Annotated in this window: 16 protein-coding genes; 5 read left to right on the top strand and 11 right to left on the bottom strand. The window is 33.6% G+C overall.

Annotated elements, in window-relative coordinates; all coding sequences use genetic code 11:
- Positions 1–10 precede the first annotated feature (10 nt).
- From AC4FQ3_RS17900 to AC4FQ3_RS17880, 5 genes are all read right to left on the bottom strand, one after another.
- Positions 11–1,366, bottom strand: a complete 1,356-nt coding sequence (locus tag AC4FQ3_RS17900; RefSeq protein WP_491182746.1) for a RagB/SusD family nutrient uptake outer membrane protein — start codon at positions 1,364–1,366, stop codon at positions 11–13.
- An 18-nt stretch (positions 1,367–1,384) separates the two neighbouring features.
- The gene (locus AC4FQ3_RS17895; protein WP_491182745.1) at positions 1,385–4,948 is read right to left on the bottom strand and encodes a SusC/RagA family TonB-linked outer membrane protein; all 3,564 of its coding nucleotides are present in this window, start codon (positions 4,946–4,948) and stop codon (positions 1,385–1,387) included.
- Positions 4,949–5,110: 162 nt separating this feature from the next.
- On the bottom strand, positions 5,111–6,169 hold the full coding sequence (locus tag AC4FQ3_RS17890; RefSeq protein WP_491182744.1) for a FecR family protein: 1,059 nt from the start codon (positions 6,167–6,169) through the stop codon (positions 5,111–5,113).
- Positions 6,170–6,257: 88 nt separating this feature from the next.
- Positions 6,258–6,800 (bottom strand): RNA polymerase sigma factor, encoded by a 543-nt coding sequence (locus AC4FQ3_RS17885; RefSeq protein ID WP_491182743.1) that lies wholly within the window; start codon positions 6,798–6,800, stop codon positions 6,258–6,260.
- Between the two features lie 267 nt (positions 6,801–7,067).
- The gene (locus AC4FQ3_RS17880; RefSeq protein WP_491182742.1) at positions 7,068–8,924 is read right to left on the bottom strand and encodes an RICIN domain-containing protein; all 1,857 of its coding nucleotides are present in this window, start codon (positions 8,922–8,924) and stop codon (positions 7,068–7,070) included.
- A 369-nt stretch (positions 8,925–9,293) separates the two neighbouring features.
- Here AC4FQ3_RS17880 and AC4FQ3_RS17875 point away from each other — a divergent pair, with 369 nt between their 5' ends.
- From AC4FQ3_RS17875 to AC4FQ3_RS17855, 5 genes are all read left to right on the top strand, one after another.
- Positions 9,294–9,752, top strand: a complete 459-nt coding sequence (locus AC4FQ3_RS17875) for a hypothetical protein (RefSeq protein ID WP_042562763.1) — start codon at positions 9,294–9,296, stop codon at positions 9,750–9,752.
- Positions 9,753–9,984: 232 nt separating this feature from the next.
- Positions 9,985–10,860, top strand: a complete 876-nt coding sequence (locus AC4FQ3_RS17870; RefSeq protein WP_491182741.1) for a helix-turn-helix domain-containing protein — start codon at positions 9,985–9,987, stop codon at positions 10,858–10,860.
- A gap of 118 nt (positions 10,861–10,978) precedes the next feature.
- Positions 10,979–11,659, top strand: a complete 681-nt coding sequence (locus AC4FQ3_RS17865; RefSeq protein WP_491182740.1) for a hypothetical protein — start codon at positions 10,979–10,981, stop codon at positions 11,657–11,659.
- A 131-nt stretch (positions 11,660–11,790) separates the two neighbouring features.
- Positions 11,791–12,792 carry an alpha/beta hydrolase gene (locus AC4FQ3_RS17860; RefSeq protein WP_491182739.1) on the top strand — a complete coding sequence of 334 codons (1,002 nt, stop codon included), beginning with the start codon at positions 11,791–11,793 and terminating at the stop codon, positions 12,790–12,792.
- Between the two features lie 215 nt (positions 12,793–13,007).
- Positions 13,008–13,352 (top strand): hypothetical protein, encoded by a 345-nt coding sequence (locus AC4FQ3_RS17855; RefSeq protein WP_491182738.1) that lies wholly within the window; start codon positions 13,008–13,010, stop codon positions 13,350–13,352.
- A 163-nt stretch (positions 13,353–13,515) separates the two neighbouring features.
- On the opposite strand, the gene AC4FQ3_RS17850 is transcribed toward AC4FQ3_RS17855, so the two are convergent.
- The 6 genes from AC4FQ3_RS17850 to AC4FQ3_RS17825 form a co-directional block, all read right to left on the bottom strand.
- A complete protein-coding gene (locus AC4FQ3_RS17850; RefSeq protein WP_491182737.1) occupies positions 13,516–14,889 on the bottom strand; it encodes a hypothetical protein in 1,374 nt (457 codons plus the stop codon).
- Positions 14,890–15,032: 143 nt separating this feature from the next.
- Positions 15,033–16,004, bottom strand: coding sequence for a glycosyltransferase family 2 protein (locus tag AC4FQ3_RS17845; protein ID WP_491182736.1), 972 nt, complete (start codon positions 16,002–16,004; stop codon positions 15,033–15,035).
- Positions 16,005–16,151: 147 nt separating this feature from the next.
- Positions 16,152–16,841, bottom strand: a complete 690-nt coding sequence (locus AC4FQ3_RS17840) for a thioesterase II family protein (protein ID WP_491182735.1) — start codon at positions 16,839–16,841, stop codon at positions 16,152–16,154.
- A gap of 15 nt (positions 16,842–16,856) precedes the next feature.
- Complete coding sequence (locus AC4FQ3_RS17835) at positions 16,857–17,690, bottom strand: carboxylesterase family protein (RefSeq protein WP_491182734.1); 834 nt, start codon at positions 17,688–17,690, stop codon at positions 16,857–16,859.
- A 2-nt stretch (positions 17,691–17,692) separates the two neighbouring features.
- Positions 17,693–21,673 (bottom strand): non-ribosomal peptide synthetase, encoded by a 3,981-nt coding sequence (locus AC4FQ3_RS17830; protein ID WP_491182733.1) that lies wholly within the window; start codon positions 21,671–21,673, stop codon positions 17,693–17,695.
- Between the two features lie 3 nt (positions 21,674–21,676).
- Positions 21,677–26,002 carry a type I polyketide synthase gene (locus AC4FQ3_RS17825; RefSeq protein WP_491182732.1) on the bottom strand — a complete coding sequence of 1,442 codons (4,326 nt, stop codon included), beginning with the start codon at positions 26,000–26,002 and terminating at the stop codon, positions 21,677–21,679.
- Between the last annotated feature and the right edge of the window lie 13 nt (positions 26,003–26,015).

Raw genomic sequence — 26,015 nt, 5'->3', positions numbered from 1 at the left:
GTTGCTGTTTTTAGTTCCCCAACTCTGGGTTTAAATCAATATAATTTTGATTGATTGGAAATACATATCCTTCGCTATTAGGTTCCAAATTATAAGTCTGTCCCTTAAAAACTCTGGTATATGTTTTTTGATAAAGGGGATCCAGATTTAATCTTCGCTGATCAAACCAACGGAAACCTCTGCCTATAAATTCTTTTTGTCTTTCTGTTAAAGCTAAATCTAATGCTTCTTTCGGCGTTGTTGCAGAAACCTGGTAAACTGTACCCAATTTGTAACGTTTTGCCCTTACGATATTCAAATTATCAATTGCTTCCTGTGTTTGTCCTAATCGGGCGTAGCACTCGGCAGAAATTAAATACATTTCCGGCACCGATACTCCAACGTTAATTCCGTTAGTATAACTATATCTGGTCATACCAAATCCTCTGCCTGTGTAAGTAGGAAAAAAATTGCTTCCTGCTATTGTATAATAATTGTAACGCAAATCGTTGCTGTCAAAACTATTTAATAAATCATTTGATAAAGGAGATCCGTCATAAGTAGTCAACAAGGTTTTTGAGAATATAACTTCGGGATTCTGAACCAAAACGGGATAGCTGTATGCTGTAGCTAATTCTTTAAAATCTATCAAACCGTTTTGCAAAGCCAAAGCTTTTTGTGCATTATCCAGACTTAATTGGTAAGAGCCCATATAAAGATAAGTTCTGGCCAATAAAGCATAAACCGCTCTTTTTGACGGCAGGACATTAAATGGTGCTGCATCCTGAATATCATTATCCAAAGCACTTTTTAAATCTGAAATAATTTGATCGTAAACCTGACCCACCGTACTTCTGTCTAATTTTGAAAATAATTCTGGTTTTAGTAACAATGGAACTGCTTTTGCAGAATTATCTGAAGCCGGATCAAATTGCGGACCATAGGTATTTACCAGCTGTAAATAGGCAAACGCTCTGTGAACAAAGGCTTCAGCATAAATTTCTTTTTTTTCTGCGTCACTTCCGTCCTGACTTCCCATTACTCCGTCAATAATTACGTTGCTGTAATAAATAGCCTTATATAAACCGTTCCAGTCTGAGTCACCCTGAGACGGATCGTATATTTTGTCCTGCCAGGTATAAGCATTAGACCAAATAGTCGAAACGCTATTTTGGTAGGTTGTTGGAAATTCTGCATCGGCGCTCGCAAGCAAATAAATTCCTCCTGCAACAGTCATGCTTTCATAATTGTTAGCCAAACCTCTGTAATCAGATGTATATTTTAAGATTCTGTTGTTTCCAACGGGTTCTACTTCGACATAATCTCTACAAGAGTTTAATAAAAGTACCGGCAGGAAAATATATAGTGTGAATTTTAGCAATTTCATAAAATCTATTTTTTAAAATTAAAAACTACAATTAAACTGTAAAGTATAATTACGCTGTGGTGCAAGTGTATTATAGTTATTATTTGATAAATATTGAGGATCAATACCCTGGTCATTTTTAACCCATAATAAACCTAAATTTCTCGCTGCAAAATTGAAGCTTAACGACTTTATAAAAGTTTTTGCCAGCCATTCTGAAGGAACATTATACCCTAATGATATTTGCTGTAATCGAATATTATCTGCAGGCAGGACGTTGATATCGGCCATTTGATAACGGTTTAAACTATTAAAACTAATATTTGTTAATCCCGGAACATTGGTAACAGCTTCGTCTCCGGCTTGTCTCCAACGATCTGCAATAAGTTCATCTTTTGCGACAGCACCATATTGAGTACCAGAATAAGTAGGATAATTTTGTAATACTGTGTTTCTAAATACATGCCCCATGAAATACGTAACCTGTACCCCTAATGTAAAATTATGATAGGAGAAATCATTCATTAACCCACCAAAATACGGCGCAACGGTGGTTCCCATATATTTCAGGTCATCCGGAGAAACATTCGAGATACCCTGAGAAGCATTTACAATTGTACCGTCTTTTTTAGAAATCGTAGATTGTCCTGTTGCATCAAGACCGGCCCAATTATAAGCATACAGATATCCTATTGTTTTACCCAATATCGGAGTTGAACCAAAATACTGGTTTGTAGATGTAGCCTTAAAACGAGAATCTGTTACTTCGTTGGTATTATAGGCAAAATTGAAATTACTGTTCCATTTGAAACCTTTGTTAATAATAAGTCCGCCAATATTTACATCAACCCCGTGTCCTTCGAGTGTTCCTGTATTGTAATTTAAATAAGACCAGCCATAGGTTGGATTATAAGGTATATTGGTTAAAATATCTTTTGATTTTTTGTAATAAAGATCAACACTTCCGCGTAAGCGATTATTAAAAACGCCATAATCTAAACCGAAATTAAGAGTCGATGTTGTTTCCCATTTAATTTCAGGATTTTCCGGTAATGAAATAGAAGCTGTTGGCAATTGGGTATTAAAATCAATAGATCCAACCGAAATGATAGCACTTTGACTTCCGAATCCTCCGCCGGGTGCACTTCCCGATTTACCATACGTAACTCTTGCCGATAAATTGTCTAGCCAGCTTACTTCTCTTAAGAAAAATTCTTTATTAATATCCCATTTACTTCCCACAGACCATAATGGTAATGCTCTGTTTTTTCTGGAAGCTCCAAGTAAATTATAATCATCAAAACGTACACTTCCAGATATGTGGTATCTGTTCATAAAATCATAAGACCCTAATCCGTAATACGATAAATAACGGTCTCTGTATTTACTGATGCTATTGTCTGAAGTTCCAATGTAAGTTTGCCAACCGTAGATCGTAGTATAATAGGTTGTCGGGTTTACAGATTGTGATGAATTTGTATCGGTATTATAGCCATAATATCTTTGGCTTGATCCTTCCCTGCGCTCTTCTCTGATTTCTGAACCGGCTAAAAAGTGCAATCCATTATTTTCATTGAAATTCTTATTGATATTCATTTGAAAACGCATACTTTGAGATTCATTAGATGTAGTCATATTATACAAATATGCTCCAACTGGTATACCATAAACCAATTTGCCGGCAGTATCTACTGAGGTCGCTTCATTGATCATATTTCGAACATAATAACTGTCCTGCTCGCTCAAAGATTTGGTTTTGTTGCCAATTGAAGTATACATTCCTGATGCCTCAAAATTCAGCCAATTGTTTACTGTAGCTGTTAAACTGGCATTCAATCTTATGTTGGCTCCTTTTGTAACTACATTTGAATAATTTAATTCATCCAAATAATTATAAGACCATGGCAGATATCCTTGGCTTTCAAATCCTTTTGCAACTTCTGGTCTGAAAAGAATATAACGGTCAACACCATTTCCATTTTCATCGGCAATCATATCATAAGGGCGCAATGCTGTTGATGAAACATTGGATAAGGCTTCATTGGCAACGGTATTGACCTGAAAACTGGAAGAAACGTAATTTATTCCTGTGTTTAATTTTAAAAAGCTTTTCAGCTGAAAGGAATTATTTAAGGTTACATTATATGATTTCGATTGGTTGCCTCGCATGGCTGCCTCATCTTTATTATAACCCAAAGACAAGTAATAGGTACTTTTTTCACTTCCGCCGCTTACAGACAAATCATATTGCGTGGTTAATGAGTTTCTTAATAAATATCTGCCAATCTGATCCAGATTATCATTTTGCGAAAGCTTATCCAGCAATTGATCTCTCTCTGCCAATGAAATTGTTCCTCTTTTTTGCTGAAACATAATTTCCTGAGCAGCGCTGGGATTTTTACCTTGCCAATTGCTGATATCGTCTGCTGCAAATCCGCCATCAACCAAATCTTTTTCATAGTCAATATACTGAGCTGTATTCATGACACGCAATTTGCTCAAATCGATTTTATCACCTACTGTAGTTGTTGTACTGAAATTGATTGTTGGCTCTGCTTTTTTACCTTTTTTTGTTACGACCACAATTACACCATTGGCTGCACGAGAACCCCAGATAGAAGCCGCTGCCGCATCTTTTAAAACGGTAATACTCTCAACATCATCGGGATTAATGTAACTTAAAATTGATTGTCCGGGAACTCCTCTTTTACTTAAATAGAAATCACTTATAGGCTGAGGAAAACCATCTATAACGATAAGTGGAGAATTTGCTCCATAACTATTTGTTCCTCTAATGGCTATATTACCTGTTCTTGGATCTACACTTACCCCTGCCATTTTTCCTTCCAGTCTCGATGCAATATCTACTGTAGGGACTTGTGCAAGTTCTTTTGCGCCTATAACTTCAAAAGCTCCTGTTACTCTTTCTTTAGGAATATCTGTATAACCATTTGAGGCTACTACTTCAACTCCTGTTAACTCGGTAACATCAAGACTTAAAATAACTTTTATATTTCTTTGATTGTTAATGGCAATTGTTCTCGGTTTATAACCTAAATATTCAAAACGAAGTGAATCATTGGCCGCTAAAGTTACTCGGAAATCACCTTTTTCGCGGGTAATATCCCAGGCTTGTTTTCCCACTACTATAACATTAACGCCAACTAACGGATTTCCTGTTTTATCGGTAACAATTCCTGTAACTTCATATTCTTCTTGTACTTGTTGCTGCGTTTTTTTATTTTTCTTTATAACAATTTGTTTGTCAATAATAGTATAAGTTAACCCTGTATTATACAAAGCCGTGTCTAAAATTTCAGGAACGGTAGCGTATTGATTAATACTTACTTTTTTAACAGAAGACAATAAATCATCATTGTAAAAAAATACGTAATCGCTTTTTTGCTGAATCGTTGTAAAAAGTGTTTGCAAAGAAGCTCCCTGAACCTTTACTGAGATTTCATTTTGTGCTTTGGCAACGTTGGCGTAGATACTGGTTAATCCTAAATACAGAACTAAAATGAATACTCTCATAAATAAAATAAAAGTAAGGTTGATGATTTTTTTAGGCAATAGAGAGCCTATATCATGATTTTTATTCATAATTTTGTTTTAGTTTATCGATAATTGCAAGTGCAATTAAAATTTTACATAAGCCAAGAGATGTTCGAGCATCTTTTGGTTTTTTTTTTGGTCTGGTTAGATTATTTTATTCTCAGGTTTTATCTTACATCATAGGCACTCACAATTTATAGTCATTAATAATTAGTTAATAGTTATTTCCCTGGTCTCAGCATTATAAACGAACTCAAAACCTGTTGTGGCTTCTAATGTTTTGACCACTTTATCTAAATCATCATTAAGTTTGAAAGCCCCGGAATAGGTTTCGGTCTGGCTTACTTTTTTATTCATGACAAAATCAACATTATAATAGCGTGTTAGTTTGTCTAATACTAATGGAAGTTTTTCCTGTGAAAATTCATAATAGCCTTTTCTCCATGAAAATAAAGGCTCCACATTCTGAACAGTGGTTTTAATCGTTTGCTGTTTTTTATCTAAAGCCGCAATCATTCCCGGTTTAAGAATGCCTTGAAGTGTATCATTATTGAAAAAACCTTTTTTAGCATAAACCACCTGCACTTTTCCTCTTAATAATGCAGTTGTAACTTTTGCATCTTTGGCATAACAGCTTACATTAAACAATGTTCCTAATACACGTACACTATAATTGTTCGCTGCTTTTACAAAAAATGGTTTTGCTGCATTATGCGCTACATCAAAAATTCCTTCCCCTTCCAGAAATACCTCTCTTGTATCTTTATCAAAAGAAGTAGGATAAATCAATTTAGAACCAGAATTCAGCCACACCAAAGTTCCGTCGGCCAGACTAAGCTGCGCTCTTTTCCCGTAAGGAACCAAAACCGTATTGTATTGGGCTTCGAGAGATTTTGTTTGTTTTATCTCCTTATTATTGACTTTAACTTTATTTCCTGATGCATCATAAGCAATCGTCGAGCTGTCACCAACTGTTACAGATTCCTGATTGGATAATACCAGCTTGATTTCATCACTTTTTTCAAAAGCAGTTCGGTCAGTCTTATTGCTGTTTGCAAATTGTTCAATCGGACTTATTTCATTTTGTTCTTGTTTAGATACAACTGTAATAAGTCCAAGACCTACAAAAACTACTGCAGCAACGCTCCACGAAAGTATACGAAGTTTTTTTCTTCTGGTTTGCTGTTTTTCAAACGCAATGCTCTCCGCAATTCTGGCTTTTAAATCAGCTTTATCTTTTTTTGGTAAAATTTTGAAATTTGGGTACAAAATATTTTTCTTTTAGATTCTCTATATTGCTATAAGAATCAAAAGGCAAAAACATAGACAAAAAAAATAACGTTTTTTTAAAGTTTTTTTAAAGCTTAGTCCGAATCTCTTTTAATGATCTGTAAATCAATGTTCTACAAGATTCTAAGCTAATTTCTAAAGTAGAAGAAATTTCCTCATAAGATAAATCTTCACTAAATCTAAGGTGAAGAGCGTAACGCTGTTTTTTGGTCAGAGAAGATAAGGCCAATGCTAAAGTGGCATTCTTATTTAAGGCGGTTTCGCTAAAGATCAATTCATCTTCTGCTGAATCTGTTCTGTAAGCATCTTCTGAAACAATATCAAGACGCAAGGTTTTGGATTGCGATTTTAGTTTTTTGAAAATATCGTTTTGAAGTATTTTGAAAAGATAGGATTTAACCACTACATCTGCTGCAATTGTAGTGCGGTAACGATGAAGATCAACAAAAATATCATGTATGGCATCTTGCACTAAAGCCTGGTCATTAGTGTATTGCATTCCAAATGTAAAGAGTGCATTTATATACCGATCATATAATTGATGATAAGCATGAACATCTCCCTTTTTTATTTGGTGCCATAAATCAATATCTCTTTTTTCATTCTCCATTGAGATTTTCCTGCCTTTAAGGGTTCTTTTCAGCACAAAACTAAAGAATTTAAAAAATTATCAATAGAAATTTCATTTTTATTTCAACCTTTGCAACTTTTTCCGAAATAAGAAAAAATAATACTACATTTTAACACTCTAACCCATAATCTGAAAATTTATAATTTTGTTTATTTTAGTTCTTTTAAGACAATATTAAAACAAAAAAAGATGAGCATTACTGCTCATCTTTAAATTATTCTTTGTTAGTATTTATTATAGAATAGGCTATTCAATTAATATCTTTTTGGTTGTTGTAGTTGAATTTTGAGAAATCGTAGCCAAATATAAACCTCTGGCAAGTTTAGTTCTAATAACTTGATTAGTATTAGATTTTAGATTTTTTGTTTCGTATAATAACTTACCTTCTGTTGAGTATATAGCCAGAGAATAATTTTCATCTGATTGTGAAGTGAAATAAATATTAAACTCTCCGCCCTTTGATGGATTAGGATATACCTGGACATCAGTATCTATTTTAATATTATTTATTAAAATATTTTTCTCATCTACACCTTTTGAAGTATTTCCTATTTTATTGAACTTAAATAATTGACATGAAGTCCCGTAATATTCCCAAAGCTGAAGATTTGCTGTGCCATCCATATTACAATTAGAAATGTCCCAACTTTTTGATGTATTTATGGCTGATTTTATACTATAATAACCATTACCCGCATCGGTTACTAACCATTTTTGAGCATCATTACTATAATTATCCCAAAGTCTTATCGCTTTTCCATTTGTTGGATCTGCGCTGTCAAGATCTATTACACGTCCTGTAGAACTTGCATTTGATTTAAAGCGCCAATAGCCATTTCCGGCATCAATAGCAATCCATTGTTGTGCTGTTGCCCCTGATCTATCCAAAGGACGAATTACAGTGCCATTTGCATTAGTGCCATATTTAAGATCTATTACTTTATTTGAATTTGTTTTAAATTCAATTTCATAAACACCATTGTTTACTAGTGACGTACTACTACTACAGTTTTGCGATGGTATATTGTTATTTGCATATACAGAGAACCACTGCTTAGTTGGTGCAGCACAAGACTCCCAATCGTTGTTGAAAGCAGTTGTAACATTATATGGATCTGCCTTAGTTATCAACCCTTCTGGTGCAAGTAAATTCCAACTACAATTTCCAGTAGCATCAATTCTACCTTTCAGATTAAGACCAAAACCACTTGTTGTACCAGTACCCCATGTTTCGTCCCCACTAGGCGACCAATCTGTTTCTGTAATCATAATAGGCGCTACGTTTGCAATCGGTTGCACATTAGCATTCCAGGCATTATTAAAACTAGTGGTATTTTCTGCATTTGCGCCCCAATATCCCGGATAAACATGAACAGCATAACCTATATTACCTCCTGTTATTAAATGGTTTGGATATCCTTGGTAATGAGACTGATATCCCGTTCCTGGTATCCAACAAACATTATTTGCACCATTAGCCTTAATTCTATTTACTAAATCCTGAAAGTAATTATGGAGAGCGGCAAAATGCTCATCACCTGTTGCACCCCAATTTCCATTTGTTCCAAGTATTTCTATAGGTTCATTGGCTATTTCAAACATAACATTATCCACATTCTTTAAACTTGGATGACTTGATAGAAATTGCCATACCGTTCTTAAATAATTATGGTATTTGTCCCCATAAGCAATTCGATTAGGACATACTCCGGGAGGACGAAGGACAACATAGAGCCCTCTGCTTCTGGCATGATTAATTAAAGGGATTATAACTTGATTTACATAAGTTACTAATCTATTGTAATCAAAACATGCGATATCATTTTCTCCTGCAGAACAACCAGGTTTATTGGTCCAGTAAGGGTCAATATGAAGTCTTATATAATTTAATTTCCATCCGTTATTTGTGTCTGTGAGCGCATCCATAACTGCATTATTATAATTTAGACAACCCTGAACATTATAGTTATCCCAACGACATTGATTATAAGAGCAACCATTAAACCAGGGACTGGGTGTTATGGCAACACCATGTAGTAAAACGTTTTTTCCGCAAGGATCCTTTAAATTTTTGCCTTCAATATGCAGAGGAGGCAGTGGCATTCCCGGCCATGCAAATAGTTGTATTAGGGGAATAAACACTAAAAATAGAAAAAGTAATTTTTGAAATCTTTTCATAATATAAATGGTTTAGTTAATAAAATACACTCACTTTGAGTAAGTTTTTTACTGCTAATTTAACAATAAACATTTTAAAAACAACCGATTGTGTTATTTATTCTTTTTTGACTCTTTCTAAATCATAATTTGATTAAAAATCTCTATACTTAATTTTATATTTTGTCTCAAAAACCAGAACAGGAAATATTCTGTAAAATAATATGTGGCTAAAAACAAAATCACTAAATTAGATTGAATCATTATTTGTTGACATTATAAAAAAAGTTGTTAAACAATCACCATTTTTAAAAAATGAAAACAATTATAATAAAACGAGATAAAAGACTTAGAAAACAGAACGCGGTAATATCGTTGCTGGCGCTAGTGATTTTTTTATCGACTGCTATAGTTGTTATTAACTTATCTGTTTTTCTGGCTCTATTTTTAGGCCTGATAGGACTCTTGTATCTTTTTTCTTTTATAAAGGATAAGCGCATTATTGAGGACCCCGCTGAAATTATTTTTAGCGATAGATGCGTTTTTTTTAATTCAATAGGTACTTTTGAGTGGGATGATATAAATGCCCTTGAAATAAAGAACAGCCTCAGCTATAATGAATATAGTGAGAGGAGCGCCTCTGTTTATTTACATGTTTTGCTGAAAAACAGGGAATCGTTTTATTTTCCGATAACCTTTCTGGAAAAAAATGAAAATGAAATTATGGCTCTTTTTATCAGGTATAAACCAATACTTCTAAAATCTCATTTTTAATAAAAACCTGCCTGCTCTACATTTTTAAGTTACCAATGAACATTCTGTCTACCTTTTCGGGATTAAAAAAATGGGAATACTATTATTGTAGTATCGAACTAAGAAGATCAAAATAACTATTTTTACCAACTTCTATTGGATTTGTATCGATGGTCGTTAGCAAAATGAGATTGTCAACTTTATCCCAATTTATATATATCCGCATCTAAATAATGCGAAAAATACGTTAATAATGAAGACATTTAAATTCTTAAAAAATAAATATAATGTTGAACTCCTAATAGATATAGGTACTTATAAAGACATTCCATATTATTTTTTTGAAAGTGAGCTTCATCATACAGATTTTTATGAACTTATATTTTTTTCTAAAGGAAACGGCTATTTAGAACTTGATCAGCAAAGAATAGAAATTTCAGATAATACAGTTATTTTTATTTCTCCATTTCAAAAAAGAAGATGGTTTTTGGACAAGACTGAAGTTGAATGTTATTTCCTGTTTTTCCAGGATAGCTTTCTGTCTAATTTCTTCTCGGATAAACTCTTCTCTTTCAGGCTACAGTTTTTCTACAACAAAACCAAACCGCTCTATTTAAAGGTTAATGATGACTTCTTTTCACAGTTAGCCAATATAATTCAGGAACTGCTCAATGAGATAAAAACATTTAGATCAGATAGCGAACATATAATAAGAGCACTGTTGTACTTTATATTAATCAAACTCAATCGGGCCTATGCAGAGCATTATCTTCTGTCTTCAGAAACAGAAAATAACAACATTGCATTTATGTTTAAAGAGATTTTACAAAATGAAGTCCGTAAAACAAGAAACATTGACTATTACGCGCAACAGTTGGGTATTAGCAGAGTAACACTAAATAAATGCATCAAAAAGCAGTTCGGGGTTACCGTTTCTGAAATGGTAAATGAATTTATTCTCTTTGAAATAAAGTCCCTGCTAACTTATACGAAGCTTAATATAAATGAAATTTCATATTTATTGCAATTCTCTCACGCAAATCATTTAACGCGTTTCTTCAAGGCGCAAACAGGAATCTCACCAAAAGAATTCAGAAATGCTTATCAAAATGGTAGTTCTGTTATCTAACTGGTAATTATTCTGATTACATGTATGATATATTTGTACATGAGAATATTTTTATCAAAAGTGGTCTGTTCTCAGTAGGAATCATTTAAATTATTAGATAATTAAAAATAGCCTTTCAATGAAAAAGCAAACCAAATTCACATATATATTTACTTTGATATTGCTCCCCTGCTTTCTATTCGGGCAACGACAACAAGCCATTGAACTTGCTAATCTGTACAAAAAAGGAAAGCTAAAATCAGTAAATAGAGAGATCAAAATCGTTTCGAGTGATAGTGGAGCTTATCTACAAATATTAGAAAATAAAAAAGAAGGCATTGTATGGCTGCCTGTTAAAGACTTTAAAAACGGTACAATTGAAATTGAAATGCGGGGAAAAGACGTTTTCCAACGGAGTTTTATTGGGATTGCCTTTCATGGCGTCGATGATATTAATTATGATGCTGTTTATTGTCGTCCTTTCAATTTTTTTGCTAAAGATTCTGTTCGAAAAATTCATGCTGTGCAATACATCTCCCATCCCGATTTTACCTGGGAAAAATTAAGAAAGGAAAAGAATGCGGTTTTTGAGAAGGAAATAATCAATCCACCAAACCCTAATGATTGGTTTACCATGAAATTAGTAATTGACAGCACAACTGTTAAAGCGTACATAAACAATGCGGACCAACCTTCGCTGATAGTCGAAAAACTCAACAATCGAACATCAGGAAAAATAGGGTTATTTACAGCAGACAGCAGCGGAGGAGACTTTAAAACCATTAAGATAAATTATAAAAAAATCCACAGCAAGCCGTAAAAATCCCGCAGATACTGTCATTGCACCTGGTAATTTTTAAAATTAAATACGATGTTTAGTCTAATAAATCGGCAAAACATACATCAAGCGTAACAAAACTGAAATATAAATGTCTTTGGTAATAAAAAACTATGAAAAATTTTCTAAAATGGGCAAAACGAATAGGCTTAGGCTTAATTACATTTATAGTATTATTACTTATTGTTGGATTTGTGTTTGAAAGGATATCCCGAAATGACGCTGAAAAAATTAATCCCGATGGCAACTTTGCAGAAGTTAGAGATCATCGCCTCCATTATTTTAAAAAAGGAAATGGGGGACCAACGGTTGTATTTGAAACTGCATTTGATCCTGCCGGACACCTGCAATGGTACAATATTCAACAAGAATTACCAACCTCTTATACAAGCCTTTCATATGACAGGGCAGGAATTTTATGGAGTGATAGAGGCCACAACCCAAAATCAGGTGAACAGATTGCTGAAGAATTACATCTTTTGCTGGAAAAAACCAATGTCCCAAAACCGTATATACTTGTAGGACATTCATTTGGAGGAACACTTGTCCGATTTTTTGTCAACAAATATCCTGAAGATGTAGCCGGTGTAATATTAGTGGATAGTCAATGTCCTAATGACGAAAAATATTTATCTCCCGAACTATTTAAAATGGTCAATCAAGGATTGCCTGGAGGTTTTTTGAAATTCGCCAATAACTTTGGCCTGGCCAGATTAATGTTCAAAAACATGTTCCCCAAGGATAAACAATACCAATATCAAAATGCAATAATGCCCGCTTTACTTTACAAGAGTGCTGATGCTGTGTTGGAAGAGCAGGATCAGATGCGTTCCATCAAGAAAGAAGCGTCAAAAATAAACTCTTTTGGTGATATCCCTCTTTACTTATTGACCGCCGCTGATGAAAAACGCTATGATTCATTTATTAAAGACGATAAATTAAAATTAGAAATGAAAAATGCCTGGACCAAGATGCAAAAGGATTTTTTACTCCTTTCTACCAACAGCAAACAAATCCTGGTTCTCAATAGTGGACATTATATCAACGAGGAGCAGCCAAAAGTTATTGAAAACGCAATCAATGATATGATTAAAAAGATAATAGTTCCACAATAATTACTACAGCTAACAAGGATTTACATCAAGAGATGCAGGTGCCACAAATTGAACCTTACATTCATCAAAAAACTAAATATAAGTTCTCCTATTTTCAATTAATTCCTATTATGAAATAAGATTATAAAGGGTCTTTTTAAAGCCATTAAATTGGCAGACACTTTATGAATATCATTCATAGCAGTTGTTGCTATTATAAAAACTATAATATTATAATGAAAAGAATACTTTTAATTATCTTACTTTCTACTTCCCTCTTTGCTACTCAGTCACCGAAGGAAACTTTTACCATCTGGGGAAGGATTGTAGATAATGGATTTAGTCCTATTGGGTCATTTTCGATTAAGGTTTTCGAACTTAATACTGTTACAAATCAAAAAAAAATAATCCAAGATTTTAAAGTCAGAGATGATAATGGAGAATTTTTAATAAAAAACCTTAACTCAGAAACTTATCTTATTGAAGTTACAGTTGAAAATTATACAAGGTACAGCATCATAAAAACAGTTGGAAATAAAAACGAATCAGTTGGAGAAATCGTTTTACAAAATACTTGGTAAAAAAATAGATAAGTAATTCATCACTTGATCTCAGTGGGCTCACGAGTTCTATTCATCACTAACTTTTCTTTTAACACTTTGAGCAAATTGAATCAATTTGGGAATAATTAATTACTTTATAAAAAAATAAAAACCTAGTTATATACATTAATACGCAGGTTATTTATTGACTTATTATTTTTAACAAAATATCAAATATCAAAACCTTCATCTCTTTATTGTAAACATTGATATCCTCGTCAGGAATACTCCCGTGGTAAATTATATTTCTAACCCTTAAAATATCTGTTAGATCGACTTCATATTTATTAGGATTTAAATCTAAATACAAAATAAAACTCTCAAACCGATTTACCAATCCCGTTTTTTTTACAGGATCTACCTTTAGATTTACTTTTGAATCAAGCTCTACTCTATCTGACTCCCATATTACTTCTCCAATTTCTTTAAAGCCATTTGTTTTTTTTGTTATGCTTGTAAAATCAAATCCTTCCCTAATAGTAAAAGAAGTTTCTTCTAAAGGATTTGATAAAAAAAAGTTTCTAAATTTTTCAATAGTAATATATAGAATCATAAATGTAGAGATAGCATCTAAATTTTTAATTCTTATAAAACAGGAAACTGCCTGCTCAACAAGCGACTTATAAGTTTGGTATTTTTCAAAATTCACTGATTCAGTAAAATCATAAAATGTTGGATACGCATCTTTTAAAAAATATGTTTCAGAATAATCCAAATCTTCATTACTAAATTTGAAAACTTCTCTCGTTTTATAATTATCGATATGATTGATTCGAAGAGAAGCGCTAAAAAAATCAATATTTTTTTCCCAGTAAAATGACATCAGTAAGCATAAATCTTCTCCCAATTGCAGTAATTCAGCGTCTTTTAAAACTTCACTTTTATCGGTCAAGGTCAGGTACGCATCTCTGGTAATCAAAAAATCTTTAACTAAAGGGCTTGATTTATAGGAATGTTTAAAATGGAGAATAAAACTAACTGGACCAAAATCTGTTCTTCGATTATCATTGCATTCAACAAACTTATTATCCTCTTCATAATTTCCCGGCATACCGTATTTTATATAATGGTCAAGATGAAGAAAAATGTTTTCTGTTATTTTAAATCGCGCATCGCCAGCATATCCGCTACTTAGAATAAGCTCTAGATTATCCAGAATAAGTATCAAAGTTTTTTTATCGTGGTCCAAATAATTCGTATCCTTAATTTCAATCAAGGAGCTCCTTGAAAAATCAAGGATATCAGAATGTTCCCATGAATTTTTAGAAATCACCGGGTTTATTAATTTCAGAATATTAACTCCTGAAGTTTTTAAAAAATTTAATTTTTGATATAAGAAATCTGTCGACTTATAATAGATTATTAACTGCAATTCTTCAGGCTTTCTCTCATTGTAGATTAACCTTGTGTCATATTGGATATTCTCTGTATTTCCGGCAATTATTTCACGTAATAGTTCTTGATGTTTTGACAATTGCAGACTTATTTGAATGTCCCTCTGAAAATATTCTTTCATTATTTTTTTATAACATTGTGAATCATAGACTTAAATAGTTGATAATAGTATTATTACCAAACAAAGTAATCTAAAACCTTTATAATTGGCTCAACCTTGCTTATCTCACTATCGATCTTTTGCAATATATATTCTAACATTTTCTAATCCTTCTCATTTATTTTTAAGTGATTTTTTAAACTGGAAGGAAACATATATATATTCACTTTGGCTTTTTCAAAGAAGCTAATTTCTTTTCTGATCAGATTCACAGAGTTTATAAAACTTTTTTCCTGAGGAGACAATAAAGCCTTACTTTTAAGTTTAAGCTGCATTTTATATAGAAATAAATATTTCAAAACATTTGGGTAACTATTTCTATCAAGAAAATCCAAAGAATTAAGCATATGAACTTTCTTTTGAAAATAAGTATCATTTTGAGTATTAGTCCCATGTTTACGATAAGGAACAAAAAATAAGGGATAGTATTTAATCTTTTTAGCAGTAGTAAAAACATTAAACCTGAAATGATTATCCTCTCCGTATATGATTGAATTATCAAATGCATAATTATTGAAGACTTCTCTTTTAATCAATATTGAATGCATTACTGAATATCTTAAATGGATCATCATGCTTCTGAAATGTTTATAAAAAAGAAGATGCCCCATTACATACATCCAAAAATTTCTTAATAGCTTAAAGAAAACCTCAGAGTAAGACATTTTCGATATGAGTTCTTCACAAGAACCGTTTTTCGAAAAAACACTCACGAAATTGGATATTACTATTTCTGCGTTTGTTGAAACGGCTCTTTTATAGAACCAGGAAAGTGTGTCTCTGCTTATACAGTCATCATCATCGATAAACATAACATATTTTGAATTATCATCCAGATACTTTCCTCTAAAAGATTCGTTTCTACAATAAGCAATTGTCTTTTCTTCCGGCAAAAATATTTTTTTTACATTAAATTTATCTGAAGTAATACTTTTTACATAGTTAACTGTTTCTTCATTTGAATAATTATCGATAATGATAACTTCAAAATCATTAAATGTTTGCTCTTCCAACGATTTCAAAAGGTGTGTCAATAAATGATGCCTATTTTTTGATATTATAATAACTGAAATCATTCTATTTTTTAGTTGTTTTTATTAATTTGATTTTTATTTCTCTTACTGACGTTTTTCAATAGAAAATGCCGAATTCAGTTTTTTACATCTTTATTTTCAGTAGAAAACCCAATACTTTTATTACGTTAGACATTCAATATTAAAAAATTAGAAGTTTCTAAAATATTTTTGAAAAAAATCCAAATTATTAAAAATAAAGAAATGATCACCTTCAAGTTCTGATATCTGAACAGGAGCTTCACTTTCTCTTTTCCAGCCTTCCATTATAAGATCTCCGTCTGTATGTTCTTCTGAACCGTAAAACACATCAATAGGAATTTTTAGTTTGTCTTTATTTTCTTGATAAGTATAAGATTCATAAATAGAAAAGTCAGCTCTTAAAATAGGTATTACAAAGCTCTTGAAATCCTCATTATCTCTGAAGTCTTTTGGTATTCCCCCTAAATTACAGACCTCTTTCCAAAACATGTCATCTGATTGATGGGTATACTTCACCGTACGAACCCTAGAAGGAGGTGTTCTTCCTGTTATTACTAGTTTTTCAGGCATTTTACGATGCATTTCCTGAATTTTCATCGATATTTCATATGCCAGTAATCCTCCCATGCTGTGCCCATAAAGGATATATTTTTCGTTATTATCCAGCATACTTCCAATCTGGCGCATACAATCTTCTATCAATTCTTCAAATGTTCCTGCAAATTCCTCCTTCATTCTGGTTCCTCTGCCGGGATATTCTATCACCTTAATCTTATCTTTGTTTTCAATGTTTTCAATGAGGCTTTGGTAAGAAAACTTGTGCCCTCCGGCAAAAGGGAAAAAAATTATATTCATCATTTAATAGTAAACTTTTTATTTTGAGTTAAACAACCATTCCGGGATCATGTCCGTGTCATATAAATCCGGATATATGGTATGTTCCAAGCCGGAAATCTCCCAGAAGGTATAGTTTTTATTATTCATTTTTTTGAGGTATTTCACCAACATTCTGTCCGGTTCTATAGGATTCTCGGTATCCGTATTTCCATGAATGATCCATATTGGTGACTTTGCCACTTTTTCACTGAAGTCTTTATCTGGAATTCCGGAAATACTTACAGAGGCTTTTAATACATCGGGATTTCTAGCCAGCAAATTATAAATTGTGGAGGCTCCCATTGAAAAACCTATTCCATAAACGCGCTTTGCATCAACCTTAAGCTGCATAGTGAGGCTTTTTATAAGTTCTGAGGTGGCCTCCAGACAATAATCATCCGGTACGGAATACATACGTTTGGACTTATCAAAAAGGTAATTGGAAGAACGTACAGGATATTGTATTGCTACTACATAGGCAGGATATTTATTACGGACTTTTTCCTGAAGCCAATATTTGGGAAGGGTCGTCATCTGGTTCCTGTTGTCATTCCCCACTCCGCCTGAGTGAGGAAATATAATAACCAACGGATACTTTTTTCCTTCCTTTGCTAGAACCGGCTTCAGAATCCTGTAATTAAGTACGGAGTCTTTATAACTAAATTTTTCATACTTATATAATGAATCGTTTAACTTCATTACTTCTGCTCTTTTTTCCTTTATCGCATCCTGGGAAAACTTATTTTCCGTTAACGAATAGGTAGCATGCTGCATTTTACACCCGATAAGGAGCAATATTCCTGTAAAAAAAACCAAGCCTTTTTTTATCATGATTATTTAACTTTCAGATTTAAATTCGAAAATATAAGATTAGCAACCACTTTTGCAGGACCTGTAGCCATGGTCATATGATTTCCAGGAGTGAAGCTTATTTTAATTTCGCCTTCACAATATTCACGGAAACCATTGTAAGGAGTATCATGGTTTCTTTCAAACTCTGAAGTCAGTTCAGGTTTAATAAGGGCAATATCACCTTTATATATTGAAGCGGGCCTGTAGTTTTTAATGACATAATTAGAATGATATGCCTGCTCAATAAATTTGTGCATACCTATCGAATCCGGATCTATATTTTCCTGGATAAGTAAAGCTCTGATTATTTTTTCGTAGTCTTCTCTCTGCTTATTATCACTATCAAATTCCGGTCTGTACATATTAGGATCCAATAATACAAGAGAGCTTACTTCTACTCCCAACGCCTGAAGCTGCAATGCTATTTCAAAAGCTGTACTTCCTCCAAAAGACCATCCGCCCATATGTATTCTTTTACCTTTATACATTTGTAGGATAGAGTTCTTGTAAAAACCAGCCAATGTTTCCAGGTCTTTTGCCAGTTGTGGGTATTCTTCAACAGCAATAGTTTCGAAAACATAGAAATCTATATCTTCCTGCATAAATGGCCTTAATGTATTAAAAAGTGATGTTCCCGTAAGTGGTGGTATCAGGAAGAAAATATCTTCGTTATCATCATTCTGATTCAGGGTATGATATATCTCTTCTCTTTTAAAGTTTTTATTGGCTATCATCGTATCTATAAATACCGCCAGTTTCTCGATAGTATCATGCTGAAACAGCTCTGCTCCTTTTAGGCTTATATTAAACTCTGTACTTAATTTATAGGCGGCTTTCATTGTCAAAATAGAATTTACGCCCATTTCAAAAAACTCTTCATCTATATAAATCACAGAGCTTGGCATGATATCAGTAAAAATGTCCTTTATTCTCTGTTCTGTCATGCTATTTGTTTCGGTTCTGTTTTTATCCGTTACATTTATCTGTCTTTTCAGAGATTGTATATCTATTTTACCGGTACTGGTTCTTGGAAATTCATCCAGAAACAATATTTTATTCGGGATCATATAGTTCGGCAGCATATCCTTCAAAAAGTGTTTAAGGTTGATATCAGTGAACTCATCAACTTTTTTTACATGACAGAATGCTACGAGCCTTGCCATCGTAGGATCTTCGACGTCTACAGGAACTATTTTTGCTTTCATTATGCCCTCAAACTTTTCCATTGCAAGTTCTATTTCTTCGGGCTCAATACGGTATCCTCTTAGTTTCAGCATTGAATCTTTTCTTCCAATAAACTGTAAAATGCCTTCCTGATCTATATATCCTAAATCTCCTGTTTTTAATCCAGAAATTTGACCATCTTTATAGATAAAGTTATTATTTGTAGTTCCAATATAGCCTTGAGCCACGCTTTTACTTTCTACATATATTTCTCCTATAATTCCTGATGGCAGAACATTGCTGCTATCATCAATAATTTTAAACACGGTATTATGTATTGGTTTACCCAAAGCAAAATATCTTGACGATGTGTTAAGATTACTTTCAAGTGCTTCATTATAAGCGGTAGAAGATGCTTCTGTAGATCCATATCTGCTGACAATTTTGGTTGCCGGCATAAGTTTTTTGAATAACGTCATGTCTTCCATAGAAATTGCTTCACCACGTACTTCTAAGAAATTAAGCTTATTCAGGAAGCTTTCTTTATCGTTTTCAATAAGAAGCCTGATAAAGCTTGGAGTAAGTGAGAGTCTTGAAATTTCTTTCTGAGATACGGTCTCTACAAACTTGTCTATATTATGGTACAAATATTCCGGAAGGATAACGATTTTATTTCCCTGGATAATTGCTTCCAATATATTCCTTACAGAAGGGCTAAAAGAAACTCTTATGTTAAGACAAAAGATGTCCTGAGCATTGGCCGGATAATTTTGCAGAAGGTATAATAGCCCGTTTAAGGTGTTTTCATTAGAAACCTTAACTATCTTAGGAATTCCTGTAGATCCGGATGTGTAATAGATCGATAAGATGTCTTCTGCCAGGCTTTCTCTCTCTTCAAGAAGGTTGTCTTCTGACGGAATATAATCTGAAATATGAATCAGGGTACAGTTTTCTTTTACATATGGCAAACGGTCTCCAAAAAGCGTTTTTTCTTCAGAGCTAATAATACATGCCTGCAAATCTGTTTCAAGAGTAATAAGGTTAAGCTGCTCGATCGGGTAACCGTGTTCTAAACTAATCACTGTGCATCCTGCTTTTAAGATTCCCAGAATACTTACAACCAGATTGGTAGAATACTTAAGGTGAACACCTACAGCACCTTTAATGTTTTTCGCTATCAGTTGATTCGCGATATGATTACTTTGTGCATCCAGCTCTGCAAATGTGAGCAAATTATCCTCAATGTCCTCTATTGCTGTTTTTTCTTTATACTTGCCTAATGCTTCTGTAAAGAGCTTTTGCAGAGAAACATTTTTCTGATCAAATTTATCTCCGGCAATAACGGATCTTTCAATGTCTTTTTTGTACTCAAAAATATCAAGTTCAGAATACTTCAGTTCAGCAAGATTTTCCAGATTGTTATAAAGTCCCATGATAATATCAGTCATATCTTTTATTATATCTTCTGAAAATATATCTGATCTGTAGCTGATGCTAAATGAAATTTTATCTTTTTTTGCAGATGCCAGAATAGACAAAGGAAAATGCGATATACTTTGGCTTTCAGAAACAAGTCTTTCGATACCTACATCGTTAAATGTGTCATTATTATTTTCTGAAACATCCTGAAAACTTACATTGGCACTAAACAGGTTTTTAGCATTGATAGCCTCATAGATTTCAGGGGTAGAGATGTAGGAGTATTCACGTGAATCCAAAAGCTGATAATGAAAATCAGAAATAGATTTCATAATGGTTTCCTGTTTCTCAAAGTCATTAGCCACCGGTATTGTTGTAATCATAGGGCCTATGATATCTCTAAAGTTATCATGATCCATATATCGATGTGTTATGGTATTACCCCACACAAATTTTTTGTTTCTAAAATATTTAGAGAACACCATTCCAAATAAAAAGTTGATCACCGTATTGCTGGTCAGTTTGTTATTCTTCAGCATTTCCTGAGTAGCAATATTCAGATCGTAGGAAACATTTAGTTCACCATAAGTTTCCTGAAGGTTTTTCTTAACAGGAACTATTTGTTCTATTGGTGTCGCATCATAATTCTCCAACAGGTTTTTCCAGTAAGACAATCCTTTTTCCTTGTTCTGTTTCAATAGCCATTTCGTATATTCAGAAAAGGGAACTGATTGCAAAGCCTCCGGGGTAACATTATTCTGAAATCTGCTGTAGTAGCCAAATAACTGCTGAAGCATCAGCTGTACAGATACAACATCTGCTATAATATGATGAATTTTTATAATGATAATATGCTTGTCTATCAACGCAAATTTTATAAGAGATTCTTTGGATATGTCAAAGCTACCCTGCCTGAAAGACTGCTCATCCTGAGGAAGGATCTGTTCGCAGAAAAATTCGTCTGTATCTATAATTTTCGACTTAAAAACCTGCTCCTGGGAATCATAATCAAATGATGATTTTAAAATCTCATTGCTTGATACCAAAAGTCCACATGCTTTCTTAAAAGCATCAAAATCAATTTCTTTTTCAGATTTAAAAGTAAGATGAATAATATACCTTGAGCTATCCGGATTATTTTTTACAAATCCTGCCAGGCCTTCCTGAAAAGGTGTCATTCTGTAAACAGGAATAAGGCTTTCACTGTTCTTTGTTTCAAGATGTTTTATAAGATGCTCCTTATTACTTCTGATAGAGTCTATTAATGTTTTGTTTTCGGCGTCTTTTTTATTTAAGACGATGTTTAAGTTATAAGACTCATTAAGGCTTACATCAATGTTATTCTCCTCAATATATGTTAATAATTCTTTAAGTTCCATTAGTTAAAATGTTAGCGTTATTTTGTTATCAGTTATTGTTTGTATCTCTTGTGAAATTTGGTGCAGGTCTGTCGCATCCATAAGGTTTTTAAGGCTGTATTCTAAACTGAATTCTGATTTTATTTTATTCAGAATCACCATTGCTTTCAGAGAGTCGCCTCCCAGTTCAAACATATTGTCCTTTATTCCTACCTCATCCAGGCACAGTACTTCCTTGATGATATTTACCAGCCTGATTTCAGTTTCGGTTTCAGGAGCTATATATTCTTTATTTGTAAAGACTCTCTCTTTAGAGAAAGTAACGTGGTCAAGATCCTCTTCTTCTGTAACTTCCAGATATCCGGTCTCTACATCCATTCTGCTTCTGGAAGCAATTACAAGATGTTCTCCGGATGCTATGGATTTAAAGAGTATTTGAAGCATCTGAGAAACGGTAATTGATCTGCTCAAAATAGATTTATGCCTGTATTCCGGCACGTTCTTTAATGCTTCGTTGATCATACCTACGCCGGCTACAATAGGCCAGTGCACCGTTACTCCATTATTATTCGATATGCAGTTATCCAGATATGAGTTTGCTGCAATATATCCCAGCTGCCCTATAAACGGTTTTGATACGGCACGTGACGAATATCCTAAGAAAAACTGCAGAGAATTGTTCTTTAATATTTCCACTAAATTTTTAGTACCATATATTTTAGGATTAAATACTGAAGAATCATCTGTTCCTCTTCTTAAAATGATACCATTATAATCTCCTACTCCCGCAGCATGTATTACTCCGGTAACAGTTCCTATTTCCTGTTGTGCAGCTTCAATTTTCTCTTTAAGGAGATCATAATCTGAAAGGTCTGCCTGCAGGTACATTACTTTAGTACCGTAGTCTTCAAGTATTTTTCTGTTTTCAGAATTTTCTTCTCCTCTTCCTATAATCATCAGGTTAGCCTGTGCATTTTCTGCAATATATTTGGCTACTTCAAAACCAAGTCCTCTCAAACCACCTGTTATCACATAGGTATTTGGGCTGGAAACCTGATAAGGTTCTGACGGCAATTCAATTTCTTCAAATTTTTTGATAAGGAGTTCTTTTTCCCTTACGGCATATTCAAAATGTGTTTTACCATTCTTTTTAATGTGAGACAATATATCCTGAGATAAACCGCTAAATTCCGGAACATCTGCGCAGGTTGCCGTGATATTCTCAAATTCCACATTCACCATTTTCAGGGCATTATATGCGGTTGCTTTTATGGCGCTTGTTTTTTCACCCGGTTTTACCTTAAAGAATAAATCTCCAATCAGGGTAATATTAAGATCCTTATCAAAGAATACGCTATCAAACCCTCTTACAAAATGATAAATTGAACGATATCCGTACAAAAGTCCTTCTTCTGTTTCCTTATCTCCAAACCATACATAATATACCGTTCTTGGTACAATCCCTTTTTGCTTTAAATCCGAGAACAGCTCGGAAGTCTCTTTCTCGTCTGAAAAATCAGCACATAAAATATTCTCAGATAATTCGGCAGAGCAGCTGTTTTTATCCTGATTACAAATGTAGATGGCCTTTTTACCAAAGAAGGAAAGCTTCTCATATATATTGCTGTCATCAGAGATCACAATAATCTGCTCTTCTTCTGTATTGGTTTTATTTTCTGAAATATCTGTTGCCTGAGCTTCCCATTTTTCGCGGTAGGTATAATATTCTTTTTCAGGTTCACGAACTTCCTCTTTCTGAAAGACAGGGTTCGTTATAATTTCATCTATAAACTCAACTTTGTCAAAAGGATATACCGGTGCTGATATGATATTGGCCTCCGGGAAGATTTTTTCCCAGTTTATCTCATATCCTTTCTCCGACAATAGTACGATGACGTTAAGCATCTGGCTGTATTCAGATTCTTCTTTATGATAGGTATCATAAGTCTGGATGCTAATATCTACATTTTTTAATATTTTGGACACTGTAGTTCCGGGACCAATGTTTACAATAGTAAGATCATCTTTGTTTGGAAGAATCGTACTGATACATTTATCAAACAAAACTGGCATCGCCATATGATCAAGCCAATATTCTGATTTTATGACAGAATTCTCATTTACCTTATTTCCTGTAGCACAGGAAGTAAAAGGAATTTGAGGGGTTTTGAATGTATAGCCATCCAGAAACGACTTAAATTCATCTTTTATAATCCCTGTAAAAGGAGTATGGTAGGGCCCGTCTGCCTGCAGTTCAGTAAAGTATATATCCAGCTCTTTCAACTTTTCCGCAAACAGGATCATATCGTCCTTCAGCCCGGAAATAGTATAGCTATCCTGCGAATTGTATGCAGATATAAATATATTGTCACTTTCTTTGAGCATATCTTCAAGCTGTGATAACGGAATACGAATGCTTATCATTCTGCCTTCCGGCAAGCCAGCAAGCAATTTTGCTCTCTTATATATAATGCTTAGAGCTTCTTCATAAGAAACAACCCCACTTAAACACGCACATACGTACTCTCCGAGACTATGCCCCATCATGTATGATGGTTTCAGTCCCATTTCTATTAATAATTGTGCGTACGAATACTGGAAAGCAAAAATTATAGGGTTTGTATGATCTATTTTTCTTTGATCTATTTCTTCTCCATTGAGGAATATTTTTCTGTAATCTATATCCGAAAGCTTTTCCAATGTAGAAAAACACAGGTCCATAGTATTCCTGAACACTTCAGAATCAAGATACATCTGTACGCCCATCTTAATATAACTGGAACCCTGGCCGGAGAATGTAAAAACCAAGGGTTTATTATTAGGAGATATTGCCTGTACGCGTGAATTTCCTTTATAAAAACCTCTCAGTTTTGAGATCAGATCTTGTCTGGATTCGAATATAAAACTTTTTCTGATATCAAAATTAGATCTTGATTTTCGATAAGTATATGCCAGATCATGAATATTTACATCCTCATTTTCTATAAATTCTGAAACATTTAAAGCTATTTTTCTAAGTGCTTTTTCAGATTTTGCAGAAATTGAAAAAATGTCAGGAAAGTTGTTTTCTATCCTGTTTTTTTCTACAAGCGGAGCCTGTTCCAGAATAATATGAGCATTGGTACCTCCTATTCCCAATGAAGTTACAGCTACCCTTAAAGGTGAATTCTTTTTCTCTATGTCTATAATTTTGTTATTTACATAAAATGGGCTTTGTTCAAAGTTGATGTTAGGATTTGGAGATTCATAGTTAATGCTTGGAGGAATTTGTTTATTTTCTAAGCACAATACAGCTTTTATAAAGCTTAATATCCCTGCTGCATAACTCGTGTGTCCGATATTACTTTTCAGAGAACCAATAGGAATTTTATTTTCTCTTCCCAATCCATAGGCTTGCGTAAGGGCTTCCACCTCAATAGGATCTCCCAAAGATGTTCCTGTACCGTGAGTTTCTACATAAGATATGGTTTCCGGTAAAACCCTGCTGAATTTCAGTGCTTTTTCAATACATTCTTTCTGCCCGATTACACTTGGTGCGGCATATCCTATTCTCCTGTTGGAATCATTATTACATGCGCTCCCTTTTATAACACTGTAAATATGATCTTTATCTCTTATAGCATCTTTTAATTTTTTCAGCACCACAACTCCTATGCCTTCTCCCCACGATGTCCCAGATGAATCTGCATCAAAAGCCCTACAGTGTCCATCTTTAGATTCTACTCCTTCTTTGTAGATATAGCCTTTTTCTTTACTGTTAAAAAAATTGACTCCCGCTACTATAGAATATTTGGATTCTCCCAGTAAAAGACTTTTGCATCCTTCATGAATCGCCACCAGTGAACTTGAGCATGCACTCATAATTGGCAACGGCAATCCTGTAAACCCAAATTTATAAGATAAAAGTGCCGGAGTAAAATGATGGGCCGATAAAAAATTAAAGGAATAAAAATCTATGGGTAATTTATCCCTTAGCGATCTTACATGCATCTGCCATGTAAAGTCTTCTATAATACTTACAAATAAACTGCTGCTTTCTAATTTTTTAATATCACTTCCCGAATCTTCCACTGCTTCCCATATAGACTGATGCAGCATTCTGGTTTGCGGGGAAAGCAGTTGGGCTTCATTCTTATTATATCCAAAAAAAGAATAGTCGAAATTTTTTTTGTTTTTCAACCGTCTGCTTTTGCGAACGTAATCTTTATTCTCAGCCATTTCTCTTGGTACACCTGAAGCAACTATTTCATCAATAGTAAGTTCGTCAATAGGTTCAAATCCTTTTTTAAGCTGATCCCAGAAAATATTATGATTCTCTGCAGTGGGCACTTTGCATGATATCCCTACCACTGCAATTTCTAAA

Source organism: Flavobacterium sp. AK-345, from assembly GCF_058310175.1.
This window is presented reverse-complemented; position numbering and strand designations above follow the sequence as displayed.